Annotated in this window: 19 protein-coding genes and 1 tRNA gene; 5 read left to right on the plus strand and 15 right to left on the minus strand. The window is 68.2% G+C overall.

The features are described 5' to 3' along the window. Positions 1-384: 384 nt before the first annotated feature. Positions 385-849: a rhodanese-like domain-containing protein gene (locus CFB45_RS12350; RefSeq protein ID WP_089425784.1), complete on the plus strand. Its 465-nt coding sequence runs from the start codon at positions 385-387 to the stop codon at positions 847-849. A gap of 115 nt (positions 850-964) precedes the next feature. Here CFB45_RS12350 and CFB45_RS12355 read toward each other — a convergent pair whose 3' ends face one another. The 5 genes from CFB45_RS12355 to hrpA form a co-directional block, all read right to left on the minus strand. After that, positions 965-1,780, minus strand: coding sequence for a competence/damage-inducible protein A (locus CFB45_RS12355; RefSeq protein WP_089425785.1), 816 nt, complete (start codon positions 1,778-1,780; stop codon positions 965-967). After that, on the minus strand, positions 1,777-2,604 hold the full coding sequence (locus CFB45_RS12360; protein ID WP_089425786.1) for an EI24 domain-containing protein: 828 nt from the start codon (positions 2,602-2,604) through the stop codon (positions 1,777-1,779). The genes CFB45_RS12355 and CFB45_RS12360 overlap by 4 nt, the downstream gene beginning before the upstream one ends. Before the next feature lie 111 nt (positions 2,605-2,715). Next, entirely contained in the window at positions 2,716-3,690 is a 975-nt protein-coding gene (locus CFB45_RS12365) for a sterol desaturase family protein (RefSeq protein WP_043190403.1), read from the minus strand. 16 nt (positions 3,691-3,706) lie between these two features. Next, positions 3,707-4,696, minus strand: coding sequence for a YVTN family beta-propeller repeat protein (locus CFB45_RS12370; protein ID WP_089425787.1), 990 nt, complete (start codon positions 4,694-4,696; stop codon positions 3,707-3,709). Between the two features lie 180 nt (positions 4,697-4,876). Further along, on the minus strand, positions 4,877-9,073 hold the full coding sequence (gene hrpA, locus CFB45_RS12375; RefSeq protein ID WP_089425788.1) for an ATP-dependent RNA helicase HrpA: 4,197 nt from the start codon (positions 9,071-9,073) through the stop codon (positions 4,877-4,879). Positions 9,074-9,096: 23 nt separating this feature from the next. Here hrpA and argA point away from each other — a divergent pair, with 23 nt between their 5' ends. Together argA and CFB45_RS12385 are read left to right on the plus strand one after the other, a co-directional pair. Beyond that, entirely contained in the window at positions 9,097-10,476 is a 1,380-nt protein-coding gene (gene argA / locus CFB45_RS12380) for an amino-acid N-acetyltransferase (protein ID WP_069248380.1), read from the plus strand. A 49-nt stretch (positions 10,477-10,525) separates the two neighbouring features. Continuing rightward, positions 10,526-10,801, plus strand: coding sequence for an oxidative damage protection protein (locus CFB45_RS12385; protein ID WP_006478357.1), 276 nt, complete (start codon positions 10,526-10,528; stop codon positions 10,799-10,801). 153 nt (positions 10,802-10,954) lie between these two features. Here CFB45_RS12385 and CFB45_RS12390 read toward each other — a convergent pair whose 3' ends face one another. The 3 genes from CFB45_RS12390 to CFB45_RS12400 all read right to left on the minus strand — a co-directional run bounded on the left by CFB45_RS12390 (position 10,955) and on the right by CFB45_RS12400 (position 15,477). After that, a complete protein-coding gene (locus CFB45_RS12390) occupies positions 10,955-12,370 on the minus strand; it encodes an MFS transporter (protein WP_089425955.1) in 1,416 nt (471 codons plus the stop codon). Between the two features lie 156 nt (positions 12,371-12,526). After that, positions 12,527-13,729 carry a CaiB/BaiF CoA transferase family protein gene (locus tag CFB45_RS12395; protein ID WP_089425789.1) on the minus strand — a complete coding sequence of 401 codons (1,203 nt, stop codon included), beginning with the start codon at positions 13,727-13,729 and terminating at the stop codon, positions 12,527-12,529. After that, on the minus strand, positions 13,726-15,477 hold the full coding sequence (locus CFB45_RS12400) for an acyl-CoA dehydrogenase family protein (RefSeq protein WP_089425790.1): 1,752 nt from the start codon (positions 15,475-15,477) through the stop codon (positions 13,726-13,728). The genes CFB45_RS12395 and CFB45_RS12400 overlap by 4 nt, the downstream gene beginning before the upstream one ends. Positions 15,478-15,649: 172 nt before the next feature. Here CFB45_RS12400 and CFB45_RS12405 point away from each other — a divergent pair, with 172 nt between their 5' ends. Together CFB45_RS12405 and CFB45_RS12410 are read left to right on the plus strand one after the other, a co-directional pair. Continuing rightward, positions 15,650-16,552 (plus strand): LysR family transcriptional regulator, encoded by a 903-nt coding sequence (locus CFB45_RS12405; protein WP_089425791.1) that lies wholly within the window; start codon positions 15,650-15,652, stop codon positions 16,550-16,552. 98 nt (positions 16,553-16,650) lie between these two features. Continuing rightward, positions 16,651-16,725, plus strand: a tRNA-Val gene (locus CFB45_RS12410). 95 nt (positions 16,726-16,820) lie between these two features. Here CFB45_RS12410 and CFB45_RS12415 read toward each other — a convergent pair. The 7 genes from CFB45_RS12415 to hutI form a co-directional block, all read right to left on the minus strand. Beyond that, a complete protein-coding gene (locus tag CFB45_RS12415; protein ID WP_089425792.1) occupies positions 16,821-18,215 on the minus strand; it encodes an aspartate aminotransferase family protein in 1,395 nt (464 codons plus the stop codon). 28 nt (positions 18,216-18,243) lie between these two features. Further along, entirely contained in the window at positions 18,244-19,581 is a 1,338-nt protein-coding gene (locus CFB45_RS12420; protein ID WP_089425793.1) for a glutamine synthetase family protein, read from the minus strand. 12 nt (positions 19,582-19,593) lie between these two features. Further along, the gene (locus CFB45_RS12425; RefSeq protein ID WP_089425794.1) at positions 19,594-20,400 is read right to left on the minus strand and encodes a gamma-glutamyl-gamma-aminobutyrate hydrolase family protein; all 807 of its coding nucleotides are present in this window, start codon (positions 20,398-20,400) and stop codon (positions 19,594-19,596) included. A 168-nt stretch (positions 20,401-20,568) separates the two neighbouring features. Then, entirely contained in the window at positions 20,569-20,793 is a 225-nt protein-coding gene (locus CFB45_RS12430) for a hypothetical protein (protein WP_089425956.1), read from the minus strand. A 366-nt stretch (positions 20,794-21,159) separates the two neighbouring features. Beyond that, positions 21,160-21,957, minus strand: coding sequence for an N-formylglutamate deformylase (gene hutG / locus CFB45_RS12435; protein ID WP_089425795.1), 798 nt, complete (start codon positions 21,955-21,957; stop codon positions 21,160-21,162). Between the two features lie 59 nt (positions 21,958-22,016). Further along, entirely contained in the window at positions 22,017-23,393 is a 1,377-nt protein-coding gene (locus CFB45_RS12440; RefSeq protein WP_089425796.1) for a formimidoylglutamate deiminase, read from the minus strand. Positions 23,394-23,397: 4 nt separating this feature from the next. After that, positions 23,398-24,621, minus strand: a complete 1,224-nt coding sequence (hutI, locus tag CFB45_RS12445) for an imidazolonepropionase (RefSeq protein ID WP_011352606.1) — start codon at positions 24,619-24,621, stop codon at positions 23,398-23,400. Positions 24,622-24,625: the final 4 nt, after the last annotated feature.

The following is a 24,625-nucleotide window of genomic DNA, read 5'->3' on the forward strand; positions in this document are numbered from 1 at the left end:
AATTCCGGCGGACTGGGAACCGCCTCGTTTATCGAGCTGACCGGGGTCTTGCTTTGGCGCAGCGCGCCCCGATTCGACCGAATCCTATAAAGCAGCTTCCGTGCCACCTATGCGCGAGATTGGCGCGAATCGCGCCAGCGCTCGTCGCGACGGGGCTGTGCTGCGCAATTCCGGGGCTCGACTGCCCACCGCCTGCCAACCGGAAGCACCGCGATGGTGCAATCATCGCAGCGCGCTCCGTTCGCGGAATCATCTTGGTGCATGCGCACCATTCTGCACTCTTTTGGTGAACGCGTGTGGGGTGCGCACACCGTACTCCACGCGGACATCCGTGCCGCGACGCCGCGCTAGAATGTTCGTTTGACCGATAGGAGACTCCCTGCCATGAGTACGCTCGACCAGCTTTATGCGAAGGCCGACGAACGCCGCGCACAAGCCGCGCTCAACTACGCCGGGGCGCTGCTGCCGGCCGAGGCGTTCGAACTGCTGCAGCTCGATCCGTCGGCGCGCCTCGTCGACGTGCGCACCCGCGCCGAACTCGACTGGATCGGCCGCCCGCTCGTCGGCGACGGCCAGTACCTGCACCTCGAATGGACGCGCTACCCGGGCGGCGTGCCGAACGCCGAATTCGTCAACGAACTGAAGGCGGCCCTCCCGGCCGATACGCCCATCCTGTTCCTGTGCCGCAGCGCCGCGCGCTCGAAGCTCGCCGCGGTCGCCTCCACGCAGGCCGGCTTCACGAAGGCCTTCGACCTGCTCGAAGGCTTCGAGGGCGCGAAGGACGCCGAAGGCCACCGCAAGACGGTCGAAGGCTGGTGCTTCCGGAAACTGCCGTGGATCGGCGCCTGACGGCACGCCGCTCCCGCCGGTTGCGACAACCCCATCGTCGAGCCGGGCGATGACATGCCGATGACGGGCCGCGTTGCGCGGCCCGTGGTTTTTGTGCGGCTGATTGAGGGGCCGCTCAGGCGCGCGGCGTATCGGGTTCGACGACGTCGCCGCCAAGCAGGTGCACGCCTTCGCGCAGCTTCACGTATGCGGCTGCGACCGCTTCCGGCTCACCCTTCACGCCGAGGTCGATGTGGCGGCGCGCATAGATCCCGCCGCGCTCCGCATCGCCGACGCTCGGCAGGCTGAACACGCGCACGCCCGGGAAATCGCGCTCGATGCGCTCCATCAGCGGCGTGAGCGTCGATTCCGGCAGCTCGAACACGTACAACGAGCGCTCCGCGTGCGGCGTCGCGTGATGCAGGTGCGCGTACTTCGTGTCGAGCACCCATTCGATCATCGGCCACGCCATCACCGGGAAGCCCGGCACGAAGTGCAGGTCGCCGACCGAGAAGCCGGGAATCCGGTTGTAGCCGTTCGGGATGATCGTCGCGCCCACCGGGAACACGCCCATGTTGAAGCGGTGCTGGTTCTCCGGCGACTCGAAATCGACCGGCTTGGCCGGATCGGTGTGCGTTTCGCGGATCCGCTCGGAAATCAGCACCTTCGCTTCCGGATGCAGTTCGAGCGGCACGCCGAGCGCGGCGGCCGCGCACTGGCGCGTGTGGTCGTCCGGCGTCGCGCCGATGCCGCCCGTCGAGAACACGATGTCGCCCGACGCGATCGCGCGGGCGAGGGTCGCCGTGATGCGCGCCGGATCGTCGCCGACGTATTCGGCCCAGTCGAGCGTGAGGCCGCGCGCGCCGAGCAGCTCGATGACCTTCGCCAGATGCTTGTCCTGTCGGCGGCCCGAAAGGATTTCGTCGCCGATGATGATGATGCCGATGCTCATGCCTGCCCCATGTCGATTGCGGTGGCGCGCGAACTCGCACGCAGGTCCTCCAGCGCGCGCAGGCAGTAATGCCCGAACCACAGCGCCGAGAAGACGAGGATGAAAGCGTATACCCAGATCATGGCCGCCGCGACGAACGGGAACAGCACCATCATCCAGACCGACGACACCCACACGAAGGTCGGCACGGTGCCGAGCAGCCCGGTCGCGACGCCGATGCCGATCAGCGGCCAGCGATGCTGCCGCACGAGCGCCCGGCGCTCGTCGCGGCTCGCGTGCAGCGCGAGCGCGTCGTAGGTCATCACGCGGTAGGTGAGCCAGCCCCAGATCACCGGCGGCAGCAGCGCGAAGAACGGCGGAATCAACCACAGCGGGATCGTGACGACCAGCACGACGACGCCGGCCAGCGCCGCCCACAGCGAATTGAACACGCTGCCGAAGAAGGTGCCGCCCCGCTTCGCCTCGAGCGCCGCGAACTGCCGGTTCGCGAGGTGCTTGATCACGACCGGCATCGAAATCGTCGCGATCAGCAGCAGCACGGTCAGCACGATCAGCGGAATCGCGAGCGACACGACCACGAACGGCGCGACGACGGCATGCAGCTGCGACATGCCGATCGCGTCGAACGCGCGGTACAGCATGGCCGTCAGCACGAAGCCGTCGAGCGCGCCGCGTGCGAGGTCCAGCAGCGACTGCCACGAGAACCACAGCACGACGCCCCACAGGACGGCCGAGACGAGAAACGGCATCAGGGTGAGCCACAGCATGCGCGGATGCAGTGCACTCGCCAATGCCCGGACGAAGGAACGCAGCAAGTCGTTCATGCGAGCCTGTATCGACGGAGAAAAACGGGGAAAGGATAAACCACGCGGCCCGCATGCGCCAAAGCACATGCGGGCCGCGTGGGAGAGCCGCTCAACGTGGGAATGGCCGGGTCAGGCCGATGCCGCGCCGCGCTTGGCGGGGAACAGGCGCCGGAAGATCCGCACGAACGCGAGGCCGTGCTGCGCCCAGAAGCCTTCGCCGTAGGACACGCCCTCGACCTGGTCGCGGATCCCGGTCGGCTCGACCGTGCGGTTCCACGACGCGGTGCCGAACATCATGTCCCACCACGGGAACAGCACGCCGAAGTTGCAGCCGTACTTCGTGCCTTCGTGGCCGTAGCCGACCGCGTGGTGGCGCCGGTGGAAGATCGGGCTCACGAGCAGGCGCTCGCCGAGCCAGCCGAACGGCAGCCGCGCATTCGTATGCTGAATGCTCTGCATGAAGTTCGTGAACGCGGTCAGCACGACGAACTGCGACGGCGTCACGCCGATCACGAGCGCGATCGCCGCGAAGAAGCACGACTGGATCACGTCGTCGAGCACGTGGTTGCGGTCATCGCACCACAGCGACATCTGGCGCTGGCTGTGATGCACCGCGTGCAGCTCCCACCAGATGCCGAACTTGTGCTGCCAGCGGTGATACCAGTAGCCGGCGAAATCGAGCACGACGAGATAGATCGCGAACGTGACGATCGGCTTCGAGGTCACGCCCGGCCACAGGTAGTCGAGATTCAGGTTCGCGACGCCGTGCAGGCGCAGCCACGCCTGGAAGTTGTCGAACAGCGGCTGCAGCGCGAAGAAGAAGAACAGCGAGTAGATGCCGAGCTTCGCGATCGCCGTGTAGATCACGTCGACCCGCACGGCCCGGCGGTTCGTCCAGCGCTCGACGGGCAGCAGCGCCTCGAGCGGGCGCAGCAGCACGAACATCAGCACCATCTGCAGCGCCCCGACGATCACCCAGTACAGCGCGTCGTAGGTGTCCTCGTCATAGTCCATCAGGTTGAACTTGAAGAGGAGCGGCTGCACGACGTCGACGTACAGCCAGGTCTGGATGTCCGAGACGAATGCATCGATCAGGTGCAGCATCGTTCTCCCCCGCCCGTCACGCGCCGTTCGCGGCGCGCCACGGCGCGCGGTCGTAGAAATAGATGCCGTGCGGCGAGCGGCCGACGGCGATCGTCTGCACCAGCTTGCGCGACGCCAGGTCGATGATCCCGACCTTCTTCGCGAAGCGGAACGTCACCCACAGCGTCTTCTTGTCGGCGGACAGCTCCATGTCGTCCGGGCCCGGCAGCAGGCCGGTGATGTCGCCGACGTTGGTGAGCGTGTTCTCGTCGATGATGCTGATCGTGTTCGCGACCCGGTTCGTGACCGCGACGTGCGTGCCGTCGGCGAGCGAGCGGAAGTTGTGCGCGCCCTTGCCCGTGTAGATCTGCTTGACGACCTTCTGGTTGCGCCAGTCGACCACCGCGACGTAATCCGCGCCGGTCATCCCGACGAGCAGGTACTTGTCGTCCGGCGTGAGCCACAGGCCGGCCGGCACCTTGCCGACCTTCATCTTCCACTTGACCGTCTGCGTCGGCAGGTCGATCGCCGCGATCTCGCCGGAAACCTGCAGCGACACGAGCAGCGTCTTGCTGTCCTTCGTGAACGCGAGGTGGCTCGGCATCACCGCGAGCGGCACGCGCTTCACGAGCTTCAGGTCGCGGCCGTCGTAGCCGTAGATGTCGACGCGGTCGAGCCGCAGGCCGGCCGCCGCGAACCATTTGCGGTCGGGCGAGAAGCCGAGCTGGTAAGGATCGTCGATCCCCTCGACGGTGCGCTGCAGCTTGCCCGTCTTCGGATCGAGGAACATCAGGCTGTTCGAGACCGAATTTGCAACGATCAGCGACGAATTGTCGGGCGTCGCCATCAGGTGATGCGGTTCCTTGCCGGTCGGCATCGTGCTGACGACTTCGCGGGTCTGCTGGTCGATCAGGGAAAGCGTTGCTTCGGCCGAATTGAGGATGATGACGTTATTCGCGTGTGCGGCGGGCGCCAGCACGGCGGCGGCCAGCGCGAGCGTGCGGCCGAGGGAAAGGAAAGTGCGCATGAAGACTCACGTCGAGGAACAACCGTCATTGTAAAACGTTCAACCGGCCCGGCCGGTTGACCGAAGCCGGCATTGCGCCACTTCGACGCACGCCGCGGCGGCCCGGTCGGCCGGCGCGGCAGGCGCCGCGCGGCCGGCCGGGGCCGGCCACCGGTGCGGGCCCGGGAAACCGCTGTTGCGCTAGCGCTGCATCGACTCCCAGACCTTGTGCAGACGCTTGACAGAGACAGGCATCGGTGTGCGCAGTTCCTGCGCGAACAGCGAAATCCGCAGTTCCTCGAGCAGCCAGCGGAATTCCGCGAGCCGTGCATCGGCGACACCGCCGCGCTGCGACACCGCGCGCTGGTACTGCTGGGCGAGCGGCAACAGGTCGGCCGACTGCTTCGCGTCGCGCGCCGGGTCGGCCTTCAGCTTGTCGATCCGCAGCGCGATGCCCTTCAGGTAGCGCGGGAAGTGCGCCAGTTGCGCGTACGGCGTATCGATCACGAAGCGCTTGCCGACCAGTGCGGCGAGCTGCTGCTGCAGGTCCGCATGCGCCTGCGCGAACGGCTTCGCCTGCGCGAGCTTCTTCACGAGCCCCGCGTATTCGGCCAGGATCTGCCCGACCAGCCGCGCGATTTCCTGCGCGAGCAGGTTCAGGCGGCTCCGGCCCTCGTCGCGGCGCGCGTGGAAACTCGCGTCGTCGTCGGGCAGCGGGTCCTGCAGGCACGCGCGGTCGAGCGCCGTGTCGATCAGCTGGTCGCGCAGCTCGTCCTGCGTGCCGAGCGACATGTACTGCATCGCCATCTCGCGCAGGCCCGGCAGGTTCTTCTCGAGGAACTTGATCGGCTCCTTCAGCTGCAGCGCGAACAGTCGCCGCAGGCCGGCCCGGTGGATGCGCGCGGCCTCCTCCGGCGAATCGAACACCTCGACGTCGCAATGCGTGCCGCGATCGACGAGCGCCGGGTAGCCGTACAGCGTCTGGCCCCGCCGGCGGATCTCCAGCAGCTCGGGCAGCTTGCCGAAATTCCACGTCGTCAGGTTCTCGTACAGCGCGGTCGCACCGGCTTCCGCCGGCGCGGCCGTCTGCGGCGCCGCGCCCTTGCCGGCCTTCGCGTGGCGGCCGGCGGCACCCGTCGCGGCAACCGCCGACGGCGCCTGGCCGATGGCCTGGCCGTCGTCGGCATCGCCCCCCGCCGCGATCGTCGACGCCGCCGCGATCTTCTGGAACTGCTGCTGCGCCTGCGCGCCCAGCTCCTGGCGAAGCTGCGCGAGATTGCGCCCCATCGCGAGCTGGCGGCCGTGCTCGTCGATCACCTTGAAGTTCATGAACAGGTGCGCGGGCAGCGTTTCCAGCTTGAAGTCGGCCGTTTTCATCGCGATTTGCGTCTCGCCGCGCACGTCGGCGATCAGCGCCTCGACGAGCCCGCCCGCGCCGAAGCGCTCGCGGCCCATCCGCTCGACGAAGCCGGCCGCGTACTCGGGCAGCGGCACGCAATGCCGGCGCAGCTTCTGCGGCAGCGACTTCAGCAGCAACTGCACCTTTTCCTTCAGCATCCCGGGCACGAGCCACTCGCAGCGGCGCGCATCGACCTGGTTCAGCGCATACAGCGGCACCGCGAGCGTCACGCCGTCGCGCGGCGTGCCGGGCTCGAAGTGATACGTGAGCGCCATCTCGACGCCGGCCATCGTCGCCCGCTTCGGGAACAGCTCGGTCGTCACGCCGGCCGCCTCGTGGCGCATCAGGTCGTCGCGCGACAGGTACAGCAGCCGCAGCTTGTCCTCGGGCTGGCCGCCCTTCTTCACCTCGTCGCGATACCAGCGCTCGAACGCGGCGCCCGTGTGAATCCCTTCCGGAATCGCCTGGTCGTAGTACGCGTAGATCAGCTCGTCGTCGACCAGCACGTCCTGCCGGCGCGACTTGTGCTCGAGCTGCTCGATGTCGGTGAGCAGCTTGCGGTTGTGCGCGAAGAACGCGAGCTTCGTGTCGAACTCGCCCTCGACCAGCGCGCCGCGGATGAACAGCTCGCGCGCCCGCGCCGGATCCTGCTTGCCGAACGCGACGCGCCGGCGGTGGTAGATCGGCAGCCCGTACAGCGTCGCGCGCTCGTACGCGCTGACCTGCGCCGGGCGCTTTTCCCAGTGCGGCTCCGACAGCGATTTCTTCAACAGGTGCGCGCCGATCTTCTCGACCCATTCGGGCTCGATCTTCGCGAGGCAGCGCGCGTACAGCCGGCTCGTCTCGACGAGCTCGGCCGCCATCACCCAGCGGCCGGCCTTCTTCGCGAGCACGGAGCCCGGCCACAGGTAGAACTTGATCCCGCGCGCGCCGAGATAGTGCGGATCGTCATCGGCCTTCAGGCCGAGGTTGCCGAGCAGGCCCGTCAACAGGGCCAGATGGACCTGTTCGTAGGTCGCCTCGACTTCGTTCAGCCGCCAGCCGTGCTCGCGCACGACGGTCAGCAGCTGCGAATGGACGTCGCGCCACTCGCGCAGCCGCAGGTGCGACAGGAAGTTCTGCCGGCACGCGTCGACCAGCTGGCGGTTCGACTTCTTGTGCGCGACCGCCTCTTCGAACCACGCCCAGATCTTCAGCCACTGCAGGAATTCGGAGCGCTCGTCGGCAAACCGGCGGTGCGCCTGGTCGGCCTGCTCCTGCGCTTCGATCGGGCGGTCGCGCGGGTCCTGCACGGACAGCGCGCTCGCGATGATCAGCACCTCGCGCAGCGACTGCTGGTCGCGCGCGGCGAGAATCATCCGGCCGACGCGCGGGTCGAGCGGCAGCCGCGCGAGTTCGCGGCCGAGCGGCGTCAGCGCGTTGTCGTCGTCGACCGCGCCGAGCTCGTTGAGCAGCTGGTAGCCGTCCGCGATCGCGCGGCCGGGCGGCGGCTCGAGGAACGGGAACGATTCGATCGCGGTGAGATGCAGCGACTTCATCCGCAGGATCACCGACGCGAGCGACGAGCGCAGGATTTCCGGATCGGTGAAACGCGCGCGCGCCTGGTAGTCGCTTTCCTCGTACAAGCGGATGCAGACGCCGTCGGCCACGCGGCCGCAACGGCCCGCGCGCTGGTTCGCGGCCGCCTGCGAGATCGACTCGACCTGCAGTTGCTCGACCTTGTTCCGGTACGAATAGCGCTTCACGCGCGCAAGGCCCGTATCGACGACGTAGCGGATGCCCGGCACCGTCAGCGAGGTTTCGGCCACGTTGGTCGCGAGCACGATCCGGCGCGCGTTCGACGCCTTGAACACCTTGTCCTGGTCGGCCGCCGAGAGCCGCGCGAACAGCGGCAGGATCTCGGTGTGCGGCGGATGGTGCTTGCGCAGCGCCTCGGCCGCTTCGCGGATCTCGCGCTCGCCGGGCAGGAACACCAGCACGTCGCCGGGGCCTTCGCGGCACAGCTCGTCGACCGCGTCGACGATCGCGTCCATCAGGTCGCGCTCGGCTTCGCGCGCGGTCTTCACGCGGTCGCGGCCGCCCGTGCCTTCGGCGTGCTTCACGGCCGGGCGATCCTCGGCCACCGGCCGGTAGCGCATCTCGACCGGATACAGCCGCCCACTCACCTCGATCACGGGCGCCGGGCGCGCGTCGGTGCCGAAATGGCGCGCGAAGCGATCGGCGTCGATCGTCGCGGACGTGACGATCAGCTTCAGGTCCGGCCGCCTCGGCAGGATTTCCTTCAGGTAGCCGAGCAGGAAGTCGATGTTCAGGCTGCGCTCGTGCGCCTCGTCGATGATCAGCGTGTCGTACGCCTTCAGCAACGGGTCGGTCTGCGTCTCGGCGAGCAGGATCCCGTCCGTCATCAGCTTCACGGACGCGCCCGGCGCGAGATTGTCGGTAAAGCGCACCTTGTAGCCGACCACTTCGCCGAACGGCGTGCCGAGCTCCTCGGCGATCCGGCGGCCGGTGGACGACGCGGCGAGGCGGCGCGGCTGCGTATGGCCGATCAGGCCCGTGCCGCCGGCGCCGAGGCCGCGGCCGAGATCGAGACAGATCTTCGGCAGCTGCGTGGTCTTGCCCGAGCCGGTTTCGCCGCAGACGATGACAACCTGATGACCGGCGATCGCGCGCGCGATTTCGTCGCGCTTGCCCGACACCGGCAGGCTTTCGGGGTACGTGATCGGCGGAACCGGGTTTGGTGCGACGACCGCGCGCGGCGGACGCTCGCGGCGCGGCGCGCGCTCGCCCGTCGCAGCGGACGCATCCTTCGCGGCCGGCTGGCGCGCGTCGCGCGATGCGTCGCCGCGCGGCGCGTGTGCAGGTTTGCCCGCCGGCTGTTCCTGCGGCCGGCGCGGCGGCTGGCCCTGCTGCTGGCGTGCATCGGCCGCACCATCCGGGTGCCGGGCCGACGGCGCTTTGGCCCGCGTCGGCGCGGGACTTTTAGGTACATTCGACATGGGGGCGCATTATAATCCCGCCCATGAATTCCCAAACCGACCTCCCTCCCGCCCAGACCGGCGCCACGACGCCGCCGGCTGCCGACGACTCGACCGCCAGTCACGCGCAGTTCGTCGACTGGATGCGCTCCGTCGCGCCCTATATCCACAAGTTCCGCAACAGCACGTTCGTCGTGGGGTTTGGCGGCGAGGTGGTGCAGCAGGGGCTGCTGAATGCGCTCGTGTCCGACATCGCGCTGCTGCAGGCGATGGGTATCCAGATCGTGCTGGTGCACGGCTCGCGCCCGCAGGTCGAGGAGCAGCTGAGCCTGCACGGTGTCGAATCCGAGTTTTCGCACGGGCTGCGCATCACCGATGCGCGCGCGCTCGAATCCGCGAAGGAAGCGGCCGGTGAAGTGCGTCTCGACATCGAGGCCGCGATCAGCCAGGGTCTGCCGAACTCGCCGATGGCGCACGCGCACATCAGCGTCGTGTCGGGCAACTTCGTGACCGCACGGCCGGTGGGGATTCTCGACGGGGTCGATTTCGCGCATACGGGCATCGTGCGCAAGATCGACGCCGAATCGATCCGTCATTCGCTCGCGAGCCGCAAGCTCGTGCTGCTGTCGCCGCTCGGCTTCTCGCCGACCGGCGAAGCGTTCAACCTGTCGATGGAAGATGTCGCGTCGGCCGCCGCGATCGCGCTGCGCGCCGACAAGATCATCTTCCTGACCGAAGCGCCCGGCATCGTCGACGACGAAGGCGAGCTGGTGCGTGAAATGTCGCTCGACGCGGCGGCCGAGCTGCTCGATTCCGGCAACGTCCAGGGCGACGACGCGTTCTTCCTGAAGCATTCGATCCGCGCGTGCCGCGGCGGCGTGACCCGGGCGCACCTGATCCCGCAATCGCTCGACGGCAGCATGCTGCTCGAACTGTTCCTGCACGACGGCGTCGGCACAATGATCTCGTACGAGAACCTCGAGAGCCTGCGTGAAGCGACGCCGGACGACGTCGGCGGCATCCTGTCGCTGATCGAGCCGCTCGAGTCGGACGGCACGCTGGTGCGGCGCGGCCGCCACCAGATCGAACGCGACATCGACCACTTCTCGGTGATCGAGCACGATGGCGTGCTGTTCGGCTGCGCGGCGCTGTATCCGTACCAGCAGGAGAAGATCGGCGAGATGGCGTGCCTGACGGTCGCGCCGGAAGCACAAGGCTCGGGCGACGGCGAACGCCTGCTCAAGCGCATCGAGCAGCGTGCCCGCGCGCGCGGCCTCACGCACATCTTCGTGCTCACGACGCGCACCGAGCACTGGTTCCTCAAGCGCGGCTTCGTCAAGGTCAGCGTCGACGACCTGCCGGAAGACCGCCGCAAACTCTATAACTGGCAGCGCAAGTCGCTCGTGCTGATGAAACAGCTCTGAGCGCAGGCACGACTGCCCTCCCCCAGTCCGATTACAGGAGAAGTACACGATGGCTCGAATGATCCAATGCGCGAAGCTCGGCAAGGAAGCCGAAGGCCTCGATTTCCCGCCGCTGCCGGGCGAACTCGGCAAGCGCATTTACGAGAGCGTCTCGAAGGAAGCGTGGCAAGGCTGGCTGAAGCAGCAGACGATGCTGATCAATGAAAACCGCCTGAACATGGCCGACCCGCGTGCGCGCCAGTACCTGATGAAGCAGACCGAGAAGTACTTCTTCGGCGACGGCGCCGACCAGGCGTCCGGCTACGTGCCGCCGACGGAAGGCTGACCGGCATCATTCGCGACGGCCGGCCGCGCCGGTCACTTCGCGGGAAACGACAAACGGCATCGTGTCATCGCACGGTGCCGTTTGCTTTTGGCGCATCCGAACCGCTGCGATGCGACACGGCCGGGGCCGCCCCGGTCACACCGACCGCCCGATTCAACCCACCGGCTTCAGCGTGCCGCGATCGTCCGGCGGCGGGACCGCACCGGCCGGAGTGTCAGCGGCGGCGCCTTCCGTACCCCATTCGGCCGCATCGCTGCGTTCGGCCGTCGACAGCTCGTCCGCGCGATACCCGGTGCGATTCAGCAGCGCCAGCATGCACACGAGCGACACGAGCGCGTAAAGCCCCGATGCGACCGCGACGCCGACGATGCTGCCGGTCGAATTGAGGATCGCCTGCGCGAGCACCGGCGTGCCGCCGCCGACGACGAGCGCGCTCAACTGGTACGCGAGCGACAGGCCCGTGTAGCGGATGTTGGCCGGAAACACGCGCGCGAGCACGCCGCCGACCGCGCCATAGAACATCGCCGACGGAATCGTCGAGATGCACATGCCCGCGACGGCCACCCAGTACGAGCGCGTTGCGAGCGCATGGAACATCACGGGCATCAGCACGATTTCCGGAATCAGGATCCAGCACATCGCGCGGCGCATGTCGACCTTCGACACGAACCACGCGCCGACCGGCTGCATCAGGAACTGCACGACGAGCGAGATCGACAGGATGCCGAGGAACGTGCCCTGCGCGTAACCGAGCTCCTTGGTCGCCCACGACAGCGCGAACGTGCTGCGGAAGTACGTGACGTTGATCACCGGCAGCGTGCCGGCCGCGAGCAGCACGACGACCCAGTGATCGCGCACGACGTCGCGCAGCGGCAGCTTCACGGTGCGCTTGCGCGCGAGCACGCGCTGCATGTCGGCCGACTCCTCGAGCTTCAGCCGGATCACCATGCCGATGATCACGAGCACGGCCGACAGCAGGAACGGAATGCGCCAGCCCCACATCAGGAACGACGGGGTGGGCAGCGCGCTCAGCGCGAAGAATGCGGCCGTGGCCAGCAGGTTGCCGGTGGGCGAGCCCTGCTGCGCGAACGCCGCATACAGGATGCTGCGATGCTTCGGCGCGTTCTCGCTCGCGATCAGCACCGCGCCGCCCCACTCGCCGCCGACCGCGATGCCCTGCAGTACGCGCAGCACGACGAGGCCGGCCGGCGCCCAGACGCCGATCTGCGCATAGCCGGGCAACAGGCCGATGCCGGTCGTCGCCAGCCCCATCATCACCAGCGTGATCACGAGCGCGGTCTTGCGGCCGACGCGGTCGCCGAGATGCCCGAACACGATGCCGCCGAGCGGCCGCGCGGCGAAGCCGGCCCAGAACGTGACGAACGCCAGCAGCGTCGCGACGCCGGGATCCATCGTGCTCGAAAAGAACACCTTGCCGAACACGAGCGCTGCCGCCGTGCCGTAGATGTAGAAGTCGTACCACTCGATCGTGGTGCCGACGAACGCCGCGAAGGCGGCGCGGCCGGGCCGCAGTTGCGGCGCGGCAGTCGGGGATTGCTGGCGGCTCATCGATGTCTCCATGTTGGTGTGTCGGGGGCGCGACTGTCGCGCGCCTTTCCCGGGTGGCCGGCATTGCGCCGCCGGCCGGCGGCGTTGCTTGACGTTGCGTTGCTTGACGTTCCGTTTCGTCGGCCGGCCATGCTCACCGGCGCGCGCGTCGGTCGGTCACGTCTGGTCGGGTGCGATCTTCAGCACGCCGGCGTCGAGCAGTTGCTGCTGGAGCGCAGGATCGACGCCGAGGCGCTCGAGCACCGCGCGCGTATCGCCGCCCAGCGCGGGCGGCGGCGAACGATAGGTGGCCGGCGTGCGCGACAGCTTCACCGGCGACGCCGTGCCGCGATACGCACCGATCTCGACGAACAGGTTCCGGTGCAGCGCATGCGGATCGTGCGCGACGTCGGCGACCGTTCGCACCGGCCCGCACGGCACGCCGGCCGCCATCAGGTCGCGTGCGAGCGGCTCGCAGGCGTGCGCGGCGAGCCGTGCTTCCAGTTCGGCCTTCAGTTCAGGCCGGTGCGCACAGCGGCTGCGGTTGTCGACGAAGCGCGGATCGCCGGCGAGCGCCGGCACGCCGAGATGCGCGACGAGCCGCGCGAACTGCCGGTCGTTGCCTATCGCGAGGAAGATCGGCACGGTCGCCGTACGGTAGCTGTCGTACGGCGCGATGTTCGGGTGCGCGTTGCCGCTGCGCGCCGGCACGCGCCCCGAGCCGAAGAAGTTCGGCAGGTGCGGATGCAGCAGCGACACGCCGCAGTCGTACAGCGCGATGTCGATCGATTGCCCGCGCCCGCTCTTCTCGCGCTCGGCGAGCGCCAGCAGGATGCCGGCCAGCGCGTTGAGGCCCGTGACCATGTCGACGATCGGCAGGCCGATGCGCGTTGCGTCGCCGTCGCGCTCGCCGTTGACGCTCATCAGCCCCGCCATCGCCTGGATCACCGCGTCGTAGCCGGGCAGCCCGCCGAGCGGGCCGCCTTCACCGAAGCCCGTCACCGCGCAATGGATCAGGCGCGGGAAGCGCGGCTGCAGGTCGCGCGTGTAGTCCATTCCCCAGCGCGCGAGCGTGCCGGGCTTGAAGTTCTCGACGAGCACGTCGGCCTCTTCAAGCAGGCGCCACAGGATCGCGCGCCCCTCGTCGCGCGACAGGTCGAGCGCGAGCCCTTCCTTGTTACGGTTCACGCCCATGAAATACCACGCGGTATCGCCGAGGAACGGCGGCCCCCAGCCGCGCGTCTCGTCGCCGTCCGGCGGCTCGATCTTGACCACCGTCGCCCCGTGGTCGGCGAGCGCCTGCGTGCAGTACGGGCCGCCAAGCACGCGGCTCAGGTCGACGACCTTCAGGCCGTCCAGTGCGCCACGCGTCGTGCTCATCGTTCGACCTCCGGCAGCAGGTCGAGCGCGGTATCGAGCGCGATCGGCGTGCCGCCCAGCAGCGCTGCGTATGCGGGCGATTCGTCGTCGCGTGACGCCGGTGCGAGCGGATCGACCGGCAGCAGCTTGTGGCGCACGACCAGATGCGCGAGCGCGAGCCGCCGGAAATCCGGCGCGAGCCGCACGCCCTCGCACGCCATCAGCACGGCCGCACTCGCGTAGTACAGCGCGGACGCGGCCTGCCGCACGCGCGCGTCGTCACCTTCGTCAGCGACCCGCGCGAGCGCGTCGCAGGCACGCGCGAGGATGCGCCGCAGCGCCGCGCGGCTCGCATCGGGCAGCGGCGCCGCGCCGAGGCGGTCGCCGAGGAACGCGCGCAGCGCATCGAGCGCGTGCTCGCGCTGCGCGGCCCGCGCGACGTCGAGCGCGACGATGTTGCTCGTGCCCTCCCAGATCGAGCCGAGATGCGCATCGCGCACGATGCGCGCGTCGCTCCACTCCTCGATGTAGCCGGTGCCGCCGCGCACTTCCATCGCATCGCCCGTCACGCGCCGCGCATCGCGGCACGCGCGGAACTTGATCAGCGGCGTCAGGATCCGCACGCAGCGCGCGGCCTGCTCGTCGCCCGCATCGGCCTGCGGCAGCAGCAGCGCGATCTGCATGAACATCGCGCGCGCGGCCTCGGCCGGCAGCAGCATCTTCAGCAACTGGCGCTGCATCAGCGGCATCTCGATCAGCTTGCGGCCGAAGGCCTCGCGATGCGCGGCGACGTGCAGCGCCTCGTTCAGCGCGCGCCGCATCAGCCCCGCCGCGCGCACGCCGTTCGACAGCCGCGACATGTTGATCATGTCGGCCATCTGGTGAAAGCCGCGGCCGATCTCGCCGATCAGGTACGCCTGTGCACCTTCCAGCGCGATCTCGCCGCTCGCCATCGAACGGCTGCCGAGCTTGTCCTTCAGGCGCACGATCCGGTAGCGGTTGCGCGTGCCGTCCGGCAGCGTCTTCGGCAGCAGGAACAGCGCCAGGCCCTTGATGCCGTCCGGCGCGCCGTCGGGCCGCGCGAGCACCATCGCGAGATCGGCATCCGCGTTCGAGCAGAACCACTTGTCGCCGGTCAGGCGCCAGACGGTCTCGCCATGCGCGCCGGTCTCGCGCGTCGCCCGCGTCGTGATCCGGCCGACGTCGGAACCCGCCGCCTGCTCGGTCATGAACATCGCGCCCTGGTACAGCGTGTCGAAGTCGCGTGACGCAAGCATCGGCAGGTAACGCGCGACGAGCGCCGGATCGCCGAAACGGCGCAGCGTGCGTGTCAGCGAATCGGTCATGCTGAGCGGGCAGCACAGCCCGAATTCCGCCTGCACGAACAGGAACGTCAGCGCGTACTTGACGAGCGGCGGCACCGAGTCGGATCCGTGGCTCAGCGAAGCGAGCCCGAGCTCGGAATATGCGACGCGTTCGAGTGCGACATACGCGGGATCCTTGTCGATCCGCTGCACGGCCTCGCCGCGCCGAGTGCGATGCTCGAGCACGGGCGGGTGCTTGTCCGCGCGCGACGCCCATTCGTCGAGTTCGCCCGACACGCGTGCGCCGAGCGCGCGCAGTTGCGGCTCGAGCTCGGCATAGCGGGCATCGCCGAGATGCAGCTTCAGCAACGCGCCGAGATCGGGATCGATGGTGAAGAAATTGATGCCCCGGCTGTCGGGGATATTGGATGCGCCGGCGTCCGGCGTGCGAGCGGTGTCGTTCATGCGTGCGTCTCCTGGGTTGCCTGCCCGTCGGCTGGAGGGGCGCCGCGGCGCCCGGCCAGTCCCGTGCAAAGCCTTCCGCAGAGCGTAGGCGCGCGATCGATAAGCGTCCAATACAGGATTTATCCGGTACGATAGATATCGCTTATCGATGCCGACGCCGCGAGGAGACACGATGGAACTGAGGCAGTTGCGCTACTTCGTGGCGGTCGCCGAGGAGCTGCATTTCGGGCGCGCGGCGAAGCGTCTGTTCATCTCGCAGCCGGCGCTGAGTTTCGACATCCGCAAGTTCGAGGACGCGCTCGGCGTGCAGTTGTTCTCGCGCACCAACAAGACCGTCGCGCTGACCAACGCGGGCGAGGTGCTGCTCGGCGAAGCGCGCCGGCTGCTGCTGCAGGCGGCCGAGGCCGAACGCCTGACGGTGCGCTCCGCGTCGGGGCTCGCGGGCCGGCTGCGGATCGGCTTCGTTCATTCGATGCTGTATCGCGGGCTGCCCGATGCCGTGCGACGCTTCGAGGCCGACTATCCCGGTGTCGAAGTCGTGCTGAGCGAAATGAACACGCAGGCGCAGGTGCAGGCGATCCAGCGCGGCCAGATCGATCTCGGCTACGCGCACTGGGGCCACTTCCCGCCCGAGGTCGAATCGACGCCCGTCTATGCGGAACCGTTCGTGTGCTGCCTGCCGGCCGCGCATCCGCTCGCAAAGCGCAAGCAGGTCGCGCTCGCCGCACTGGCCGCGGAACCGTTCATCCTGTTCCCGCGCGAAGCGGCGCCGCACTACCACGACCTGATCATCGCGCAGTGCGTGAATGCCGGCTTCAGCCCGCTGATCCGCCACGAGGCACGGCTGTGGCAGACGATCCTGTCGATGATCGAGTTCGGGATGGGCATCGCGCTCGTGCCGCGCCTGCTGCAGCAGGTAAAGAGCGAGCGGCTCGCGTTCCGGCCGCTGAAGGATGCGTCGCTCGAATCGCGCACGCTCGCGCTGAAGCGTAGCGGCACCACCGAGCCGGTTGCGCTGCGCTTCGCGGATTACGTGCGCGCGTCGATCGACGCGCTGCCCGCGCTCGCAGGCTGAGCGAACGGCCGGCTGGCAGGTATGTGCGGGGATCTGAAAAATATTTGCAGAAAGTGCTTTACAGACCCTCAAAGCCCTGACATAATTTCAGCTTCTTTGGGCGGTTAGCTCAGCGGTAGAGCACTGCCTTCACACGGCAGGGGTCACTGGTTCGATCCCAGTACCGCCCACCAAAGAATTCAAGGCCCTGCGTCTCACGACGCAGGGCCTTTTCGTTTTGGTGCCGCGCTTGCTCCTCGGCGCAGCACGCGATGCTGCGCCGGCTTACTTACTCCGCGCACCCCACCCGCTCCGCCGTCGCATCGAACGCGCGCTTCGCCTTGTCGACGATCTCGTCGACCTCCGCCTCGCGAATCACGAGCGGCGGCGACAGCAGCATCCGGTCACCGGTCGCGCGCATGATCAGGTTGCCGTTGAAGCAGAAGTCGCGGCAGATCGTGCCGATATCGACGTTCGCACCGAACCGCTCGCGCCGCTCCCGGTCGCGCGCAAGCTGAACACCTGCGACCAGCCCCGCTCCCGCAATCTCCCCGACGATCGGATGGTCGCCCAGCGCATCGCGCAGCCGGCGCTGGAAATACGGCCCGATGTCGTTCTTCACGCGCTCGACGATCCCTTCGTCGCGCAGCAGCTTCAGGTTCGCGACCGCGACGGCCGCCGCGACCGGGTGGCCCGAGTACGTGAGGCCGTGGTTGAATTCGCCGTTGTCGATGATCGGCCGCGCGACTCGCTCGTGAATGCCGACGGCCCCCATCGGCACGTAGCCCGACGTGAGGCCCTTGGCCATCGTGATGAGATCGGGCTCGAAACCGAAGTGTTGGTGTGCGAACCATTCGCCGGTTCGGCCGAAGCCGCCGATCACTTCGTCGGCCACCAGCAGGATGTCGTACTTGCGGCAGATCCGCTGGATTTCCGGCCAGTACGTCGACGGCGGGAAGATCACGCCGCCCGCGCCCTGGAACGGCTCGCCGATGAACGCGGCGACGTGCTCCGCGCCGAGTTCGAGGATCTTCGCTTCTAGCTGCTGTGCACGCGCCAGGCCGAACGCTTCCGGCGTTTCGCCGGCCGCCGCTTCACCGAAGAAATACGGCTGGTCGATATGCACGATGTGCTCGACCTTCGACGGCATCTGCTCGTGCATGTAGCCCATCCCGCCGAGCGTGCCGCCGGCGATCGTCGAGCCGTGATAGCCGTTCTTGCGCGAGATCACGTATTTCTTCTGCGGCTGGCCCTGCACGCGCCAGTACTGGTGCACGAGGCGCAGCACGGTGTCGTTGCCTTCCGAGCCGCTGTTGCAATAGAAGAAGTGGTTGAAGCCGGCCGGCGTGACTTCCGCGAGCATCGCGGAGAGCTCGATCACCGGCGGGTGCGTGGTCTTGAAGAACGTGTTGTAGAACGGCAGTTCCTGGATCTGGCGATACGCGGCGTCGGCGAGTTCCTTGCGGCCGTAGCCGACGTTCACGCACCAGAGGCCGGCCATCCCGTCGATCACCTTGTTGCCGTCCGAGTCCCACAGGTAGACGCCGTCGGCCTTCACGATCACGCGGCTGCCTGCACGGTTCAGCGCGCCCATGTCCGAGAACGGGTGGATGTGGTGCGCGGCGTCGAGCGCACGATAATCCGCGGTCGATTGCAGCGATACAGCGTCATTTCTATCGGTCATGTTTCCTCCGGATAACCGCGCCGCACGCTCAGACGTGCAGCAGCAAATGCCTGCGCTCCCACGAGCTGATCACGCGGAAGAACGCTTCGTATTCGGTGTCCTTCAGCGCCAGGTACGCTTTCACGAACTTGTCGCCGAGAATGCCGGCCAGCGGCGTGCAGGCCGCCATCAGCGAGATGCCCTCCTCGAGATTGCGCGGCAGCTGGTACGGCAGGTTGTAGCCGTCCGACGCGATCGGCTCGGTCGGTGCGAGCTGCTGGGTCAAGCCGAGATAGCCGGCTGCGAGCGTCGCGGCGAACGCGAGGTACGGATTGCAGTCGACGCCCGGAATCCGGTTCTCGATGCGGCGCGCCGACGCGCCCGACTGCGGAATGCGGAAACCGACCGTGCGGTTGTCGTAGCCCCACTGCACGTTGATCGGCGCGGCCATGAAGCGCGACAGGCGGCGATACGAGTTGATGTACGGCGCGAAGATCGGCATCAGTGCGGGCGTGTACTTCTGCAGCCCCGCGAGATAGCTGTGGAACATCGGCGACACCGTACCGTCCTCGTTGGAGAACAGGTTGCGTCCCGTGCGCGCGTCGGCCAGGCTCTGGTGGATGTGCATCGCCGAGCCCGGCTCGTCCTGCATCGGCTTCGCCATGAAGGTCGCGTACATGTTGTGGCGCAGCGCCGCCTCGCGCACGGTGCGCTTGAACAGGAACACCTGGTCGGCGAGCGACAGCGCATCGCCATGCACGAAGTTGATCTCCATTTGCGCGGCGCCGACCTCGTGGATCAGCGTCTCGATATCGAGCCCCTGCATCTCGCAGTATTCGTAGATGTCCTCGAACAGCGAATCGAACTCGTTCACGGCCTCGATCGAATACGACTGCCGGCCGGTCTCCGCACGCCCGGTGCGGCCGACGGGCGGACGCAGCGGCAAGTCGGGATCGGCGTTCATGTCGACGAGATAGAACTCGAGCTCGGGTGCAACGACCGGCTGCCAGCCCTTCGCCCTGTACAGGTCGAGCACGCGTCGCAGCACGTAGCGCGGCGAGATCTCGACCGGCGAGCCGTCGAAGTGCACGCAATCGTGGATCACCTGCGCGGTCGGGTCGACGGCCCACGGAATCAGGCAGATCGTCGACGGATCGGGCACGCACACCATGTCGGGGTCGGTCACGCCGGTCAGCGTGCCGTCTTCCGGATAGTCGCCGGTGACGGTCTGCACCATCACGGCCTGCGGCAGGCGCATCGATTCGCCGGATTCGAACTTGTTGCGCGGAATGATCTTGCCGCGCGCAATGCCGGCCATGTCGGGAATGATCGCCTCGACCTCGGTGATGCGGTGCTGTCGCAGGAATTCGCTCAGTTCGGGTTGCATGATCGGCCTCTATCAGTCGACGTCGGATGCGGCCGGCGACGGCATCGCGCCGCCGGCCGCATGAATGCGATGCGTCATGCGCGCGCGACACGCCGCGCCGAATGCCGCGAAGATATCGCGCGACAGCGGCTGCTCCGCGTAGCGCCATTCGGGATGCCACTGCACGCCGAGCGCGAACGCGCGCGCGCCGCGCACGCTGACGGCCTCGACCAGCCCGTCGGGCGCACTGGCTTCGACGACGAGCCCCGCGCCGAGTTGCGCGATGCCCTGGTCGTGCAGCGAATTGACCGTCGCTTCGTGCGCGCCGCGCGCGACCCGCTGCAGCAGGCCGCCCGGCGCGAACTGCACGACGTGCGCGGGGCCGTACTGCCGTTCGAGCGGATCGGCCGGCCGCTCGCGGTGATCGTCGAAGCCGGTGGTCGCGTGCAGCCGCTGATGCAGCGTGCCGCCGTAGGCGACGTTCAGCTCCTGCATGCCGCGACAGATCGCCAGCACGGGCACGCCCGCGTCGATCGCCGCGCGGATCAGCGGCAGCGCGGTCGCGTCGCGCGCGGGATCATGCAGCGTGTCGGGCTCGCTCGCGGCGCCGCCGTAATGATGCGGCTCGACGTTCGAATAGCTGCCGGTGAACAGCAAGCCGTCGACTGCCGCGACGATCGCATCGGCCGGCTGGCGCGCGCCGAGCGCGGGCAGCACGAACGCAAGCGCACCAGCGCCGTCGACGAGCGCGGCCAGGTACTTCTCCCCCGCCGTGTGGTTCGGATGCGCACCGCGCAGGATGCGGTCGGCGGTGACGGCTACGATCGGGCGCGCACGCATGGGCGGCTCTCCGGTAATCGCGCGCGACTCGTTCGCACACGGGACGTTGAAGGTTCGCGCCGGCGCCGCACGCGCGCACCATGACGCAGCGCATGCCCATGCGCGATCCTGCCGCGCGGACGATGCGGTAACAGGCGGTGCGACCCGGAACGGAAGTGGAAAACGACGCTAGGGCAACAACGATGCGCTGCCGTCGCACTGCACCGCGCTGAACACATGCGCGGTCACGAGATTGAAGCGGCGCAGGCCGCGATGGGAAATGGCGAAGAAACGAGGCTCGCGCAAAAAGGCGGCACGCGTGCCGCGATCAGCATGCCGGGACGGCCCGGCCTGAGGCGGCGCGCCCGCCGACGGACTTCGCGTCCGGCGTATCGAAGGGCTGGCGGCTTTCACGATCGTACTCGACTGACTGATGAAGGCAGGACACGTGTCGCGATCAAGCGCATGCGGCAATGCCGCGCGGCGACACGTCGGCAAGGTGTCTCGCAGCGCATTCCGGCGGGTTGCGGCCACGATCGATGGCCCCGCCGCCCGTGCGCGCGTGACGACTTCCTGACATTCAGCTTATATCACCTAAAAATTGCGTCAAATTTTCAGGTACCGATGACGTCATCGAACAGACGAAAGCCATACGAAAAAAAACGGCATCGATCCCGTGGATCGATGCCGTGTTGTGCACTGCATCGGTGCGGCATGCCGCGCGCCAGCGGGCCGTGACGCGCCTGTTCCGCCGCGCTGCCGCATCCGTGCGGCCCGCGCTCAACGATGCGCGAGCGCGGTTTCGACGAGCGTCTGCAATAGCGGCACAATCCGCGCCGCACGTGCTTCGTCATACGCGTAAGGACGCGTCTCTTCCATGTAGGTGATCTGCGAGAGCTCGAGCTGCACGGCCTCGACGCCGGTATCGGGCACGCCATAGTGACGCGTGATGTAGCCGCCCTTGAAGCGCCCGTTCGCGACGGCCGTATAGCCGCCGTGTTCGAGCACGCGCGCGGCCAGCGCCTCTGCCAGGCCAGGCGCGGCACTGGCGCCGCTCGACGTGCCGAAGTTGAAGTCCGGCAGGCGGCCGTCGAAGAAGCGCGGCACGTGCGAGCGGATCGAATGCGCTTCCCACACGAGCACGCGGCCGTGCTCGCGCTTCAGTCGTGCCACCTCGCCTTGCAGCGCCTCGTGATACGGCAGCCAGTAGCGATCGCGGCGACGCATGATCTCGTCGTTGCCGGGCTGCGCGTTCGCCGGATACAGCGGCGCCTTGTCGAACGTATCGACCGGCACGAGCCCCGTCGTGTCCTGCCCCGGATACAGGTTCTCGTTGTCGGGCGGACGGTTCAGGTCGACGACGTAACGCGCATGCGACGGTACGAGGATCGATGCGCCGAGGTCGGCCGCGAATCCATACAGCCGTTCGAGATGCCAGTCGCAGTCGTCGACGAAGCGCGCGTCGGCCGTCATGGTCGCGGCGATGTCATCGGGAATGTACGTGCCTGCGTGCGGAATCGAGATCAGCAGCGGCAGCGTGCCCTGCTTCAGCGTGAATACAGCCGGTTGTTCAGTCATGTCGCATCACCGTTGGAGGTCTGCCGGCGCACGCTTGCGGCGTGCGCCGGTTGCGCGCGTCAGCGCAGCAGTTGCGCCAGCGCGGCGCGGTAGTCGGCATACGCGACGGCTTCGTCGCGATGACGGCGGCCGCTCACGACGCGCTCGCCGCCCGTGTAGACGTCGAGCACCGGCGTGTCGCCGTGCTCCGCGAACACGATACCCGACAACCACGACGTGCTGTCGTGTTCGGCGATCGCCGGATGATCGGGATCGAGTACGAGCCAGTCGGCGCGGCACCCTTCACGCAGCGCACCGACACGCCGCCCGCTGGCCTGTGCGCCGCCCGCGAGCGACGCGTCGAACAGGCGATCGGCGACATGCGCCTGCGACTCGCTCGCCAGCACGTTGCGTGCACGGTGCACGAGCCGTTGCCCGTATTCGAGCAGGCGCAACTCCGAGCGCCAGTCGACCGACGCGTGGCTGTCCGAGCCGACGCCGATCACGCCGCCCTGCGCGAGATAGTCGACAGCGGGGAACACGCCATCGCCGAGGTTCGCTTCGGTCGTCAGGCACAGGCCGGCAACCGCGCGACGCTTCGCGAGCGCCGCCGTTTCAGCCGCGTCGACGTGCGTCGCGTGCACGAGACACCAGCGTGCATCGACGTCGAAACGATCGAGCAGCCATTGCACGGGGCGCGCGCCGTACGCACGCACGCAGTCGTCGACTTCGGCCGTCTGCTCGGCGATATGGATATGCACGGGGGCATCGTCGGGCAGCCCTGCGAGCAGCACGCGCAAGCCGTTCTCGGATACCGCCCGCAGCGAGTGCGGTGCAACGCCGTAGCGCAGCCCGCCGTGCTCCGGCGCCACGCGGCGCATCGCGTCGAGCAGTTCGAGCAGGCCGTCGGGCGTATTGATGAAGCGGCGCTGGTCGTCACGCGGCGGCTTGTCGCCGAAACCGGCGAACTGGTACGACACCGGCAGCATCGTGATGCCGATGCCGGCCGCGCGCGCGGCGTCGATCACGCGCGTGCCGAGCTCGGCGATCTGCGGATAGCGCGAGCCGTCCTGCGTGTGATGCACGTAGTGGAATTCGCACACCGACGTGTAGCCGCACTTGAGCATCTCGACATACAGCCAGCGCGCGATCGCGGCGAGCGCGTCGGGCGTGATCTTCAGCGCGAAGCGGTACATCAGGTCGCGCCAGCTCCAGAAGCTGTCGGACGGATTCGCGCGGTATTCGGTGAGCCCCGCCATCGCGCGCTGGAACGCGTGCGAGTGCAGGTTCGGCATGCCGGGCAGCACGGGCCCCGCCGCGCGAGCGACGCCCGCGGGTGCGTCGGTGTCGGGCGTCACGCCGGTCAGCGTGCCGGCCGCGTCCCAGCGCAGCAGGACGTTACGGCGCCAGCCATCGGGCAGGTACGCATGGTCTGCGAACAACGTCGTGTCGGTCATGAGGCTATCCATTCATCCGGCGAAACACGGTAGTGCCGCCGCGTACGACCTGCTCGCACAGCGGCCGGCCGATCCAGTAGGCGAGCTCCGCCAGCGAGCCGACCGACCACGCGGCGAAGTCGGCCTGGCGACCGACCTCGAGCGCGCCGTGGCGATCCGCGCGGCCGAGCGCCGCGGCCGCATGGCGCGTGACGCCCTGCAGCACTTCGGGCACTGTCATGCGGAACAGCGTGCAGCCCATGTTCAACGTCAGCAGCAGCGATTCGAGCGGCGACGTGCCGGGGTTGTGATCGGTCGCGAGCGCGATCGGCACGCCGTGCTTGCGCAGCAGCTCGATCGGCGGCAGTTGTGTCTCGCGGATGAAGTAGTACGCGCCGGGCAGCAGCACGGCAACCGTGCCGGCTGCCTTCATCGCCTCGATGCCGGCTTCGTCGAGAAATTCGAGGTGATCGGCGGACAGCGCGCGATAACGCGCGGCCAGCGCCGTGCCGCCCGCGTTCGACAGTTGCTCCGCATGCAGCTTCACGGGCAGCCCGCGCCGCGTCGCGGCCTCGAACACGCGCTCGGTCTGCGCGAGCGAAAAGCCGATGCGTTCGCAGAACACGTCGACCGCGTCGACGAGCCCTTCGTCGGCCAGCGCCGGCAGCATCCGGTCGCACACTTCGTCGATGTACGCATCCGCACGGCCCGCATATTCGGGCGGTAGCGCGTGCGCGCCGAGGAAGGTCGTGTAGACGGTGACCGGAAAGCGTTCGCCGAGCTGGCGTGCAACGCGCAGCATCTTGCGTTCGCTCGCGAGGTCGAGCCCGTAGCCCGACTTGATCTCGATCGCGGTCACGCCTTCGGCGAGCAGCGGCTGCAGGCGTGCTGCAGCCTGCACGAACAGCGTCGTCTCGTCGGCCGCGCGCGTCGCGCGCACCGTCGACACGATCCCGCCGCCCTGCCGCGCGATCTCCTCGTAGCTCACGCCCGCGAGGCGCTGCGCGAATTCGTCGGCACGCGTGCCGCCGTACACGAGGTGCGTATGGCAGTCGACGAGGCCCGGCGTCACCCACGCGCCGTGCAGATCCTCGCGCTGCCAGTGGGCGTAACCGTGCGGCAGCGCGGACATCGCGCCGAGCCAGACGATCGTGCCGGTTTCGTCGACGGCGATCGCCGCGTCGTCGATCGTCTCGTCAGGATGGCCGTGCGGACACAGCCTCAGGTGATGCCAGACAGTCGGTTTCATGCGT

This window comes from Burkholderia sp. HI2500 (assembly GCF_002223055.1).
GTDB lineage: Bacteria > Pseudomonadota > Gammaproteobacteria > Burkholderiales > Burkholderiaceae > Burkholderia.

What these genes read in the sequence shown, in the direction of transcription:
- hutI (WP_011352606.1), bottom strand. Translation starts at nt 24,621, where the DNA reads ATGAAACCGACTGTCTGGCATCACCTGAGGCTGTGTCCGCACGGCCAT.
- CFB45_RS12360 (WP_089425786.1), bottom strand. Translation starts at nt 2,604, where the DNA reads ATGAACGACTTGCTGCGTTCCTTCGTCCGGGCATTGGCGAGTGCACTG.
- CFB45_RS12425 (WP_089425794.1), bottom strand. Translation starts at nt 20,400, where the DNA reads ATGCGTGCGCGCCCGATCGTAGCCGTCACCGCCGACCGCATCCTGCGC.
- CFB45_RS12350 (WP_089425784.1), top strand. Translation starts at nt 385, where the DNA reads ATGAGTACGCTCGACCAGCTTTATGCGAAGGCCGACGAACGCCGCGCA.
- CFB45_RS12400 (WP_089425790.1), bottom strand. Translation starts at nt 15,477, where the DNA reads ATGAACGACACCGCTCGCACGCCGGACGCCGGCGCATCCAATATCCCC.
- CFB45_RS12415 (WP_089425792.1), bottom strand. Translation starts at nt 18,215, where the DNA reads ATGACCGATAGAAATGACGCTGTATCGCTGCAATCGACCGCGGATTAT.
- CFB45_RS12395 (WP_089425789.1), bottom strand. Translation starts at nt 13,729, where the DNA reads ATGAGCACGACGCGTGGCGCACTGGACGGCCTGAAGGTCGTCGACCTG.
- CFB45_RS12385 (WP_006478357.1), top strand. Translation starts at nt 10,526, where the DNA reads ATGGCTCGAATGATCCAATGCGCGAAGCTCGGCAAGGAAGCCGAAGGC.
- CFB45_RS12365 (WP_043190403.1), bottom strand. Translation starts at nt 3,690, where the DNA reads ATGCTGCACCTGATCGATGCATTCGTCTCGGACATCCAGACCTGGCTG.
- CFB45_RS12355 (WP_089425785.1), bottom strand. Translation starts at nt 1,780, where the DNA reads ATGAGCATCGGCATCATCATCATCGGCGACGAAATCCTTTCGGGCCGC.
- CFB45_RS12390 (WP_089425955.1), bottom strand. Translation starts at nt 12,370, where the DNA reads ATGAGCCGCCAGCAATCCCCGACTGCCGCGCCGCAACTGCGGCCCGGC.
- CFB45_RS12420 (WP_089425793.1), bottom strand. Translation starts at nt 19,581, where the DNA reads ATGCAACCCGAACTGAGCGAATTCCTGCGACAGCACCGCATCACCGAG.
- hutG (WP_089425795.1), bottom strand. Translation starts at nt 21,957, where the DNA reads ATGACTGAACAACCGGCTGTATTCACGCTGAAGCAGGGCACGCTGCCG.
- argA (WP_069248380.1), top strand. Translation starts at nt 9,097, where the DNA reads ATGAATTCCCAAACCGACCTCCCTCCCGCCCAGACCGGCGCCACGACG.
- hrpA (WP_089425788.1), bottom strand. Translation starts at nt 9,073, where the DNA reads ATGTCGAATGTACCTAAAAGTCCCGCGCCGACGCGGGCCAAAGCGCCG.
- CFB45_RS12440 (WP_089425796.1), bottom strand. Translation starts at nt 23,393, where the DNA reads ATGACCGACACGACGTTGTTCGCAGACCATGCGTACCTGCCCGATGGC.
- CFB45_RS12370 (WP_089425787.1), bottom strand. Translation starts at nt 4,696, where the DNA reads ATGCGCACTTTCCTTTCCCTCGGCCGCACGCTCGCGCTGGCCGCCGCC.
- CFB45_RS12405 (WP_089425791.1), top strand. Translation starts at nt 15,650, where the DNA reads ATGGAACTGAGGCAGTTGCGCTACTTCGTGGCGGTCGCCGAGGAGCTG.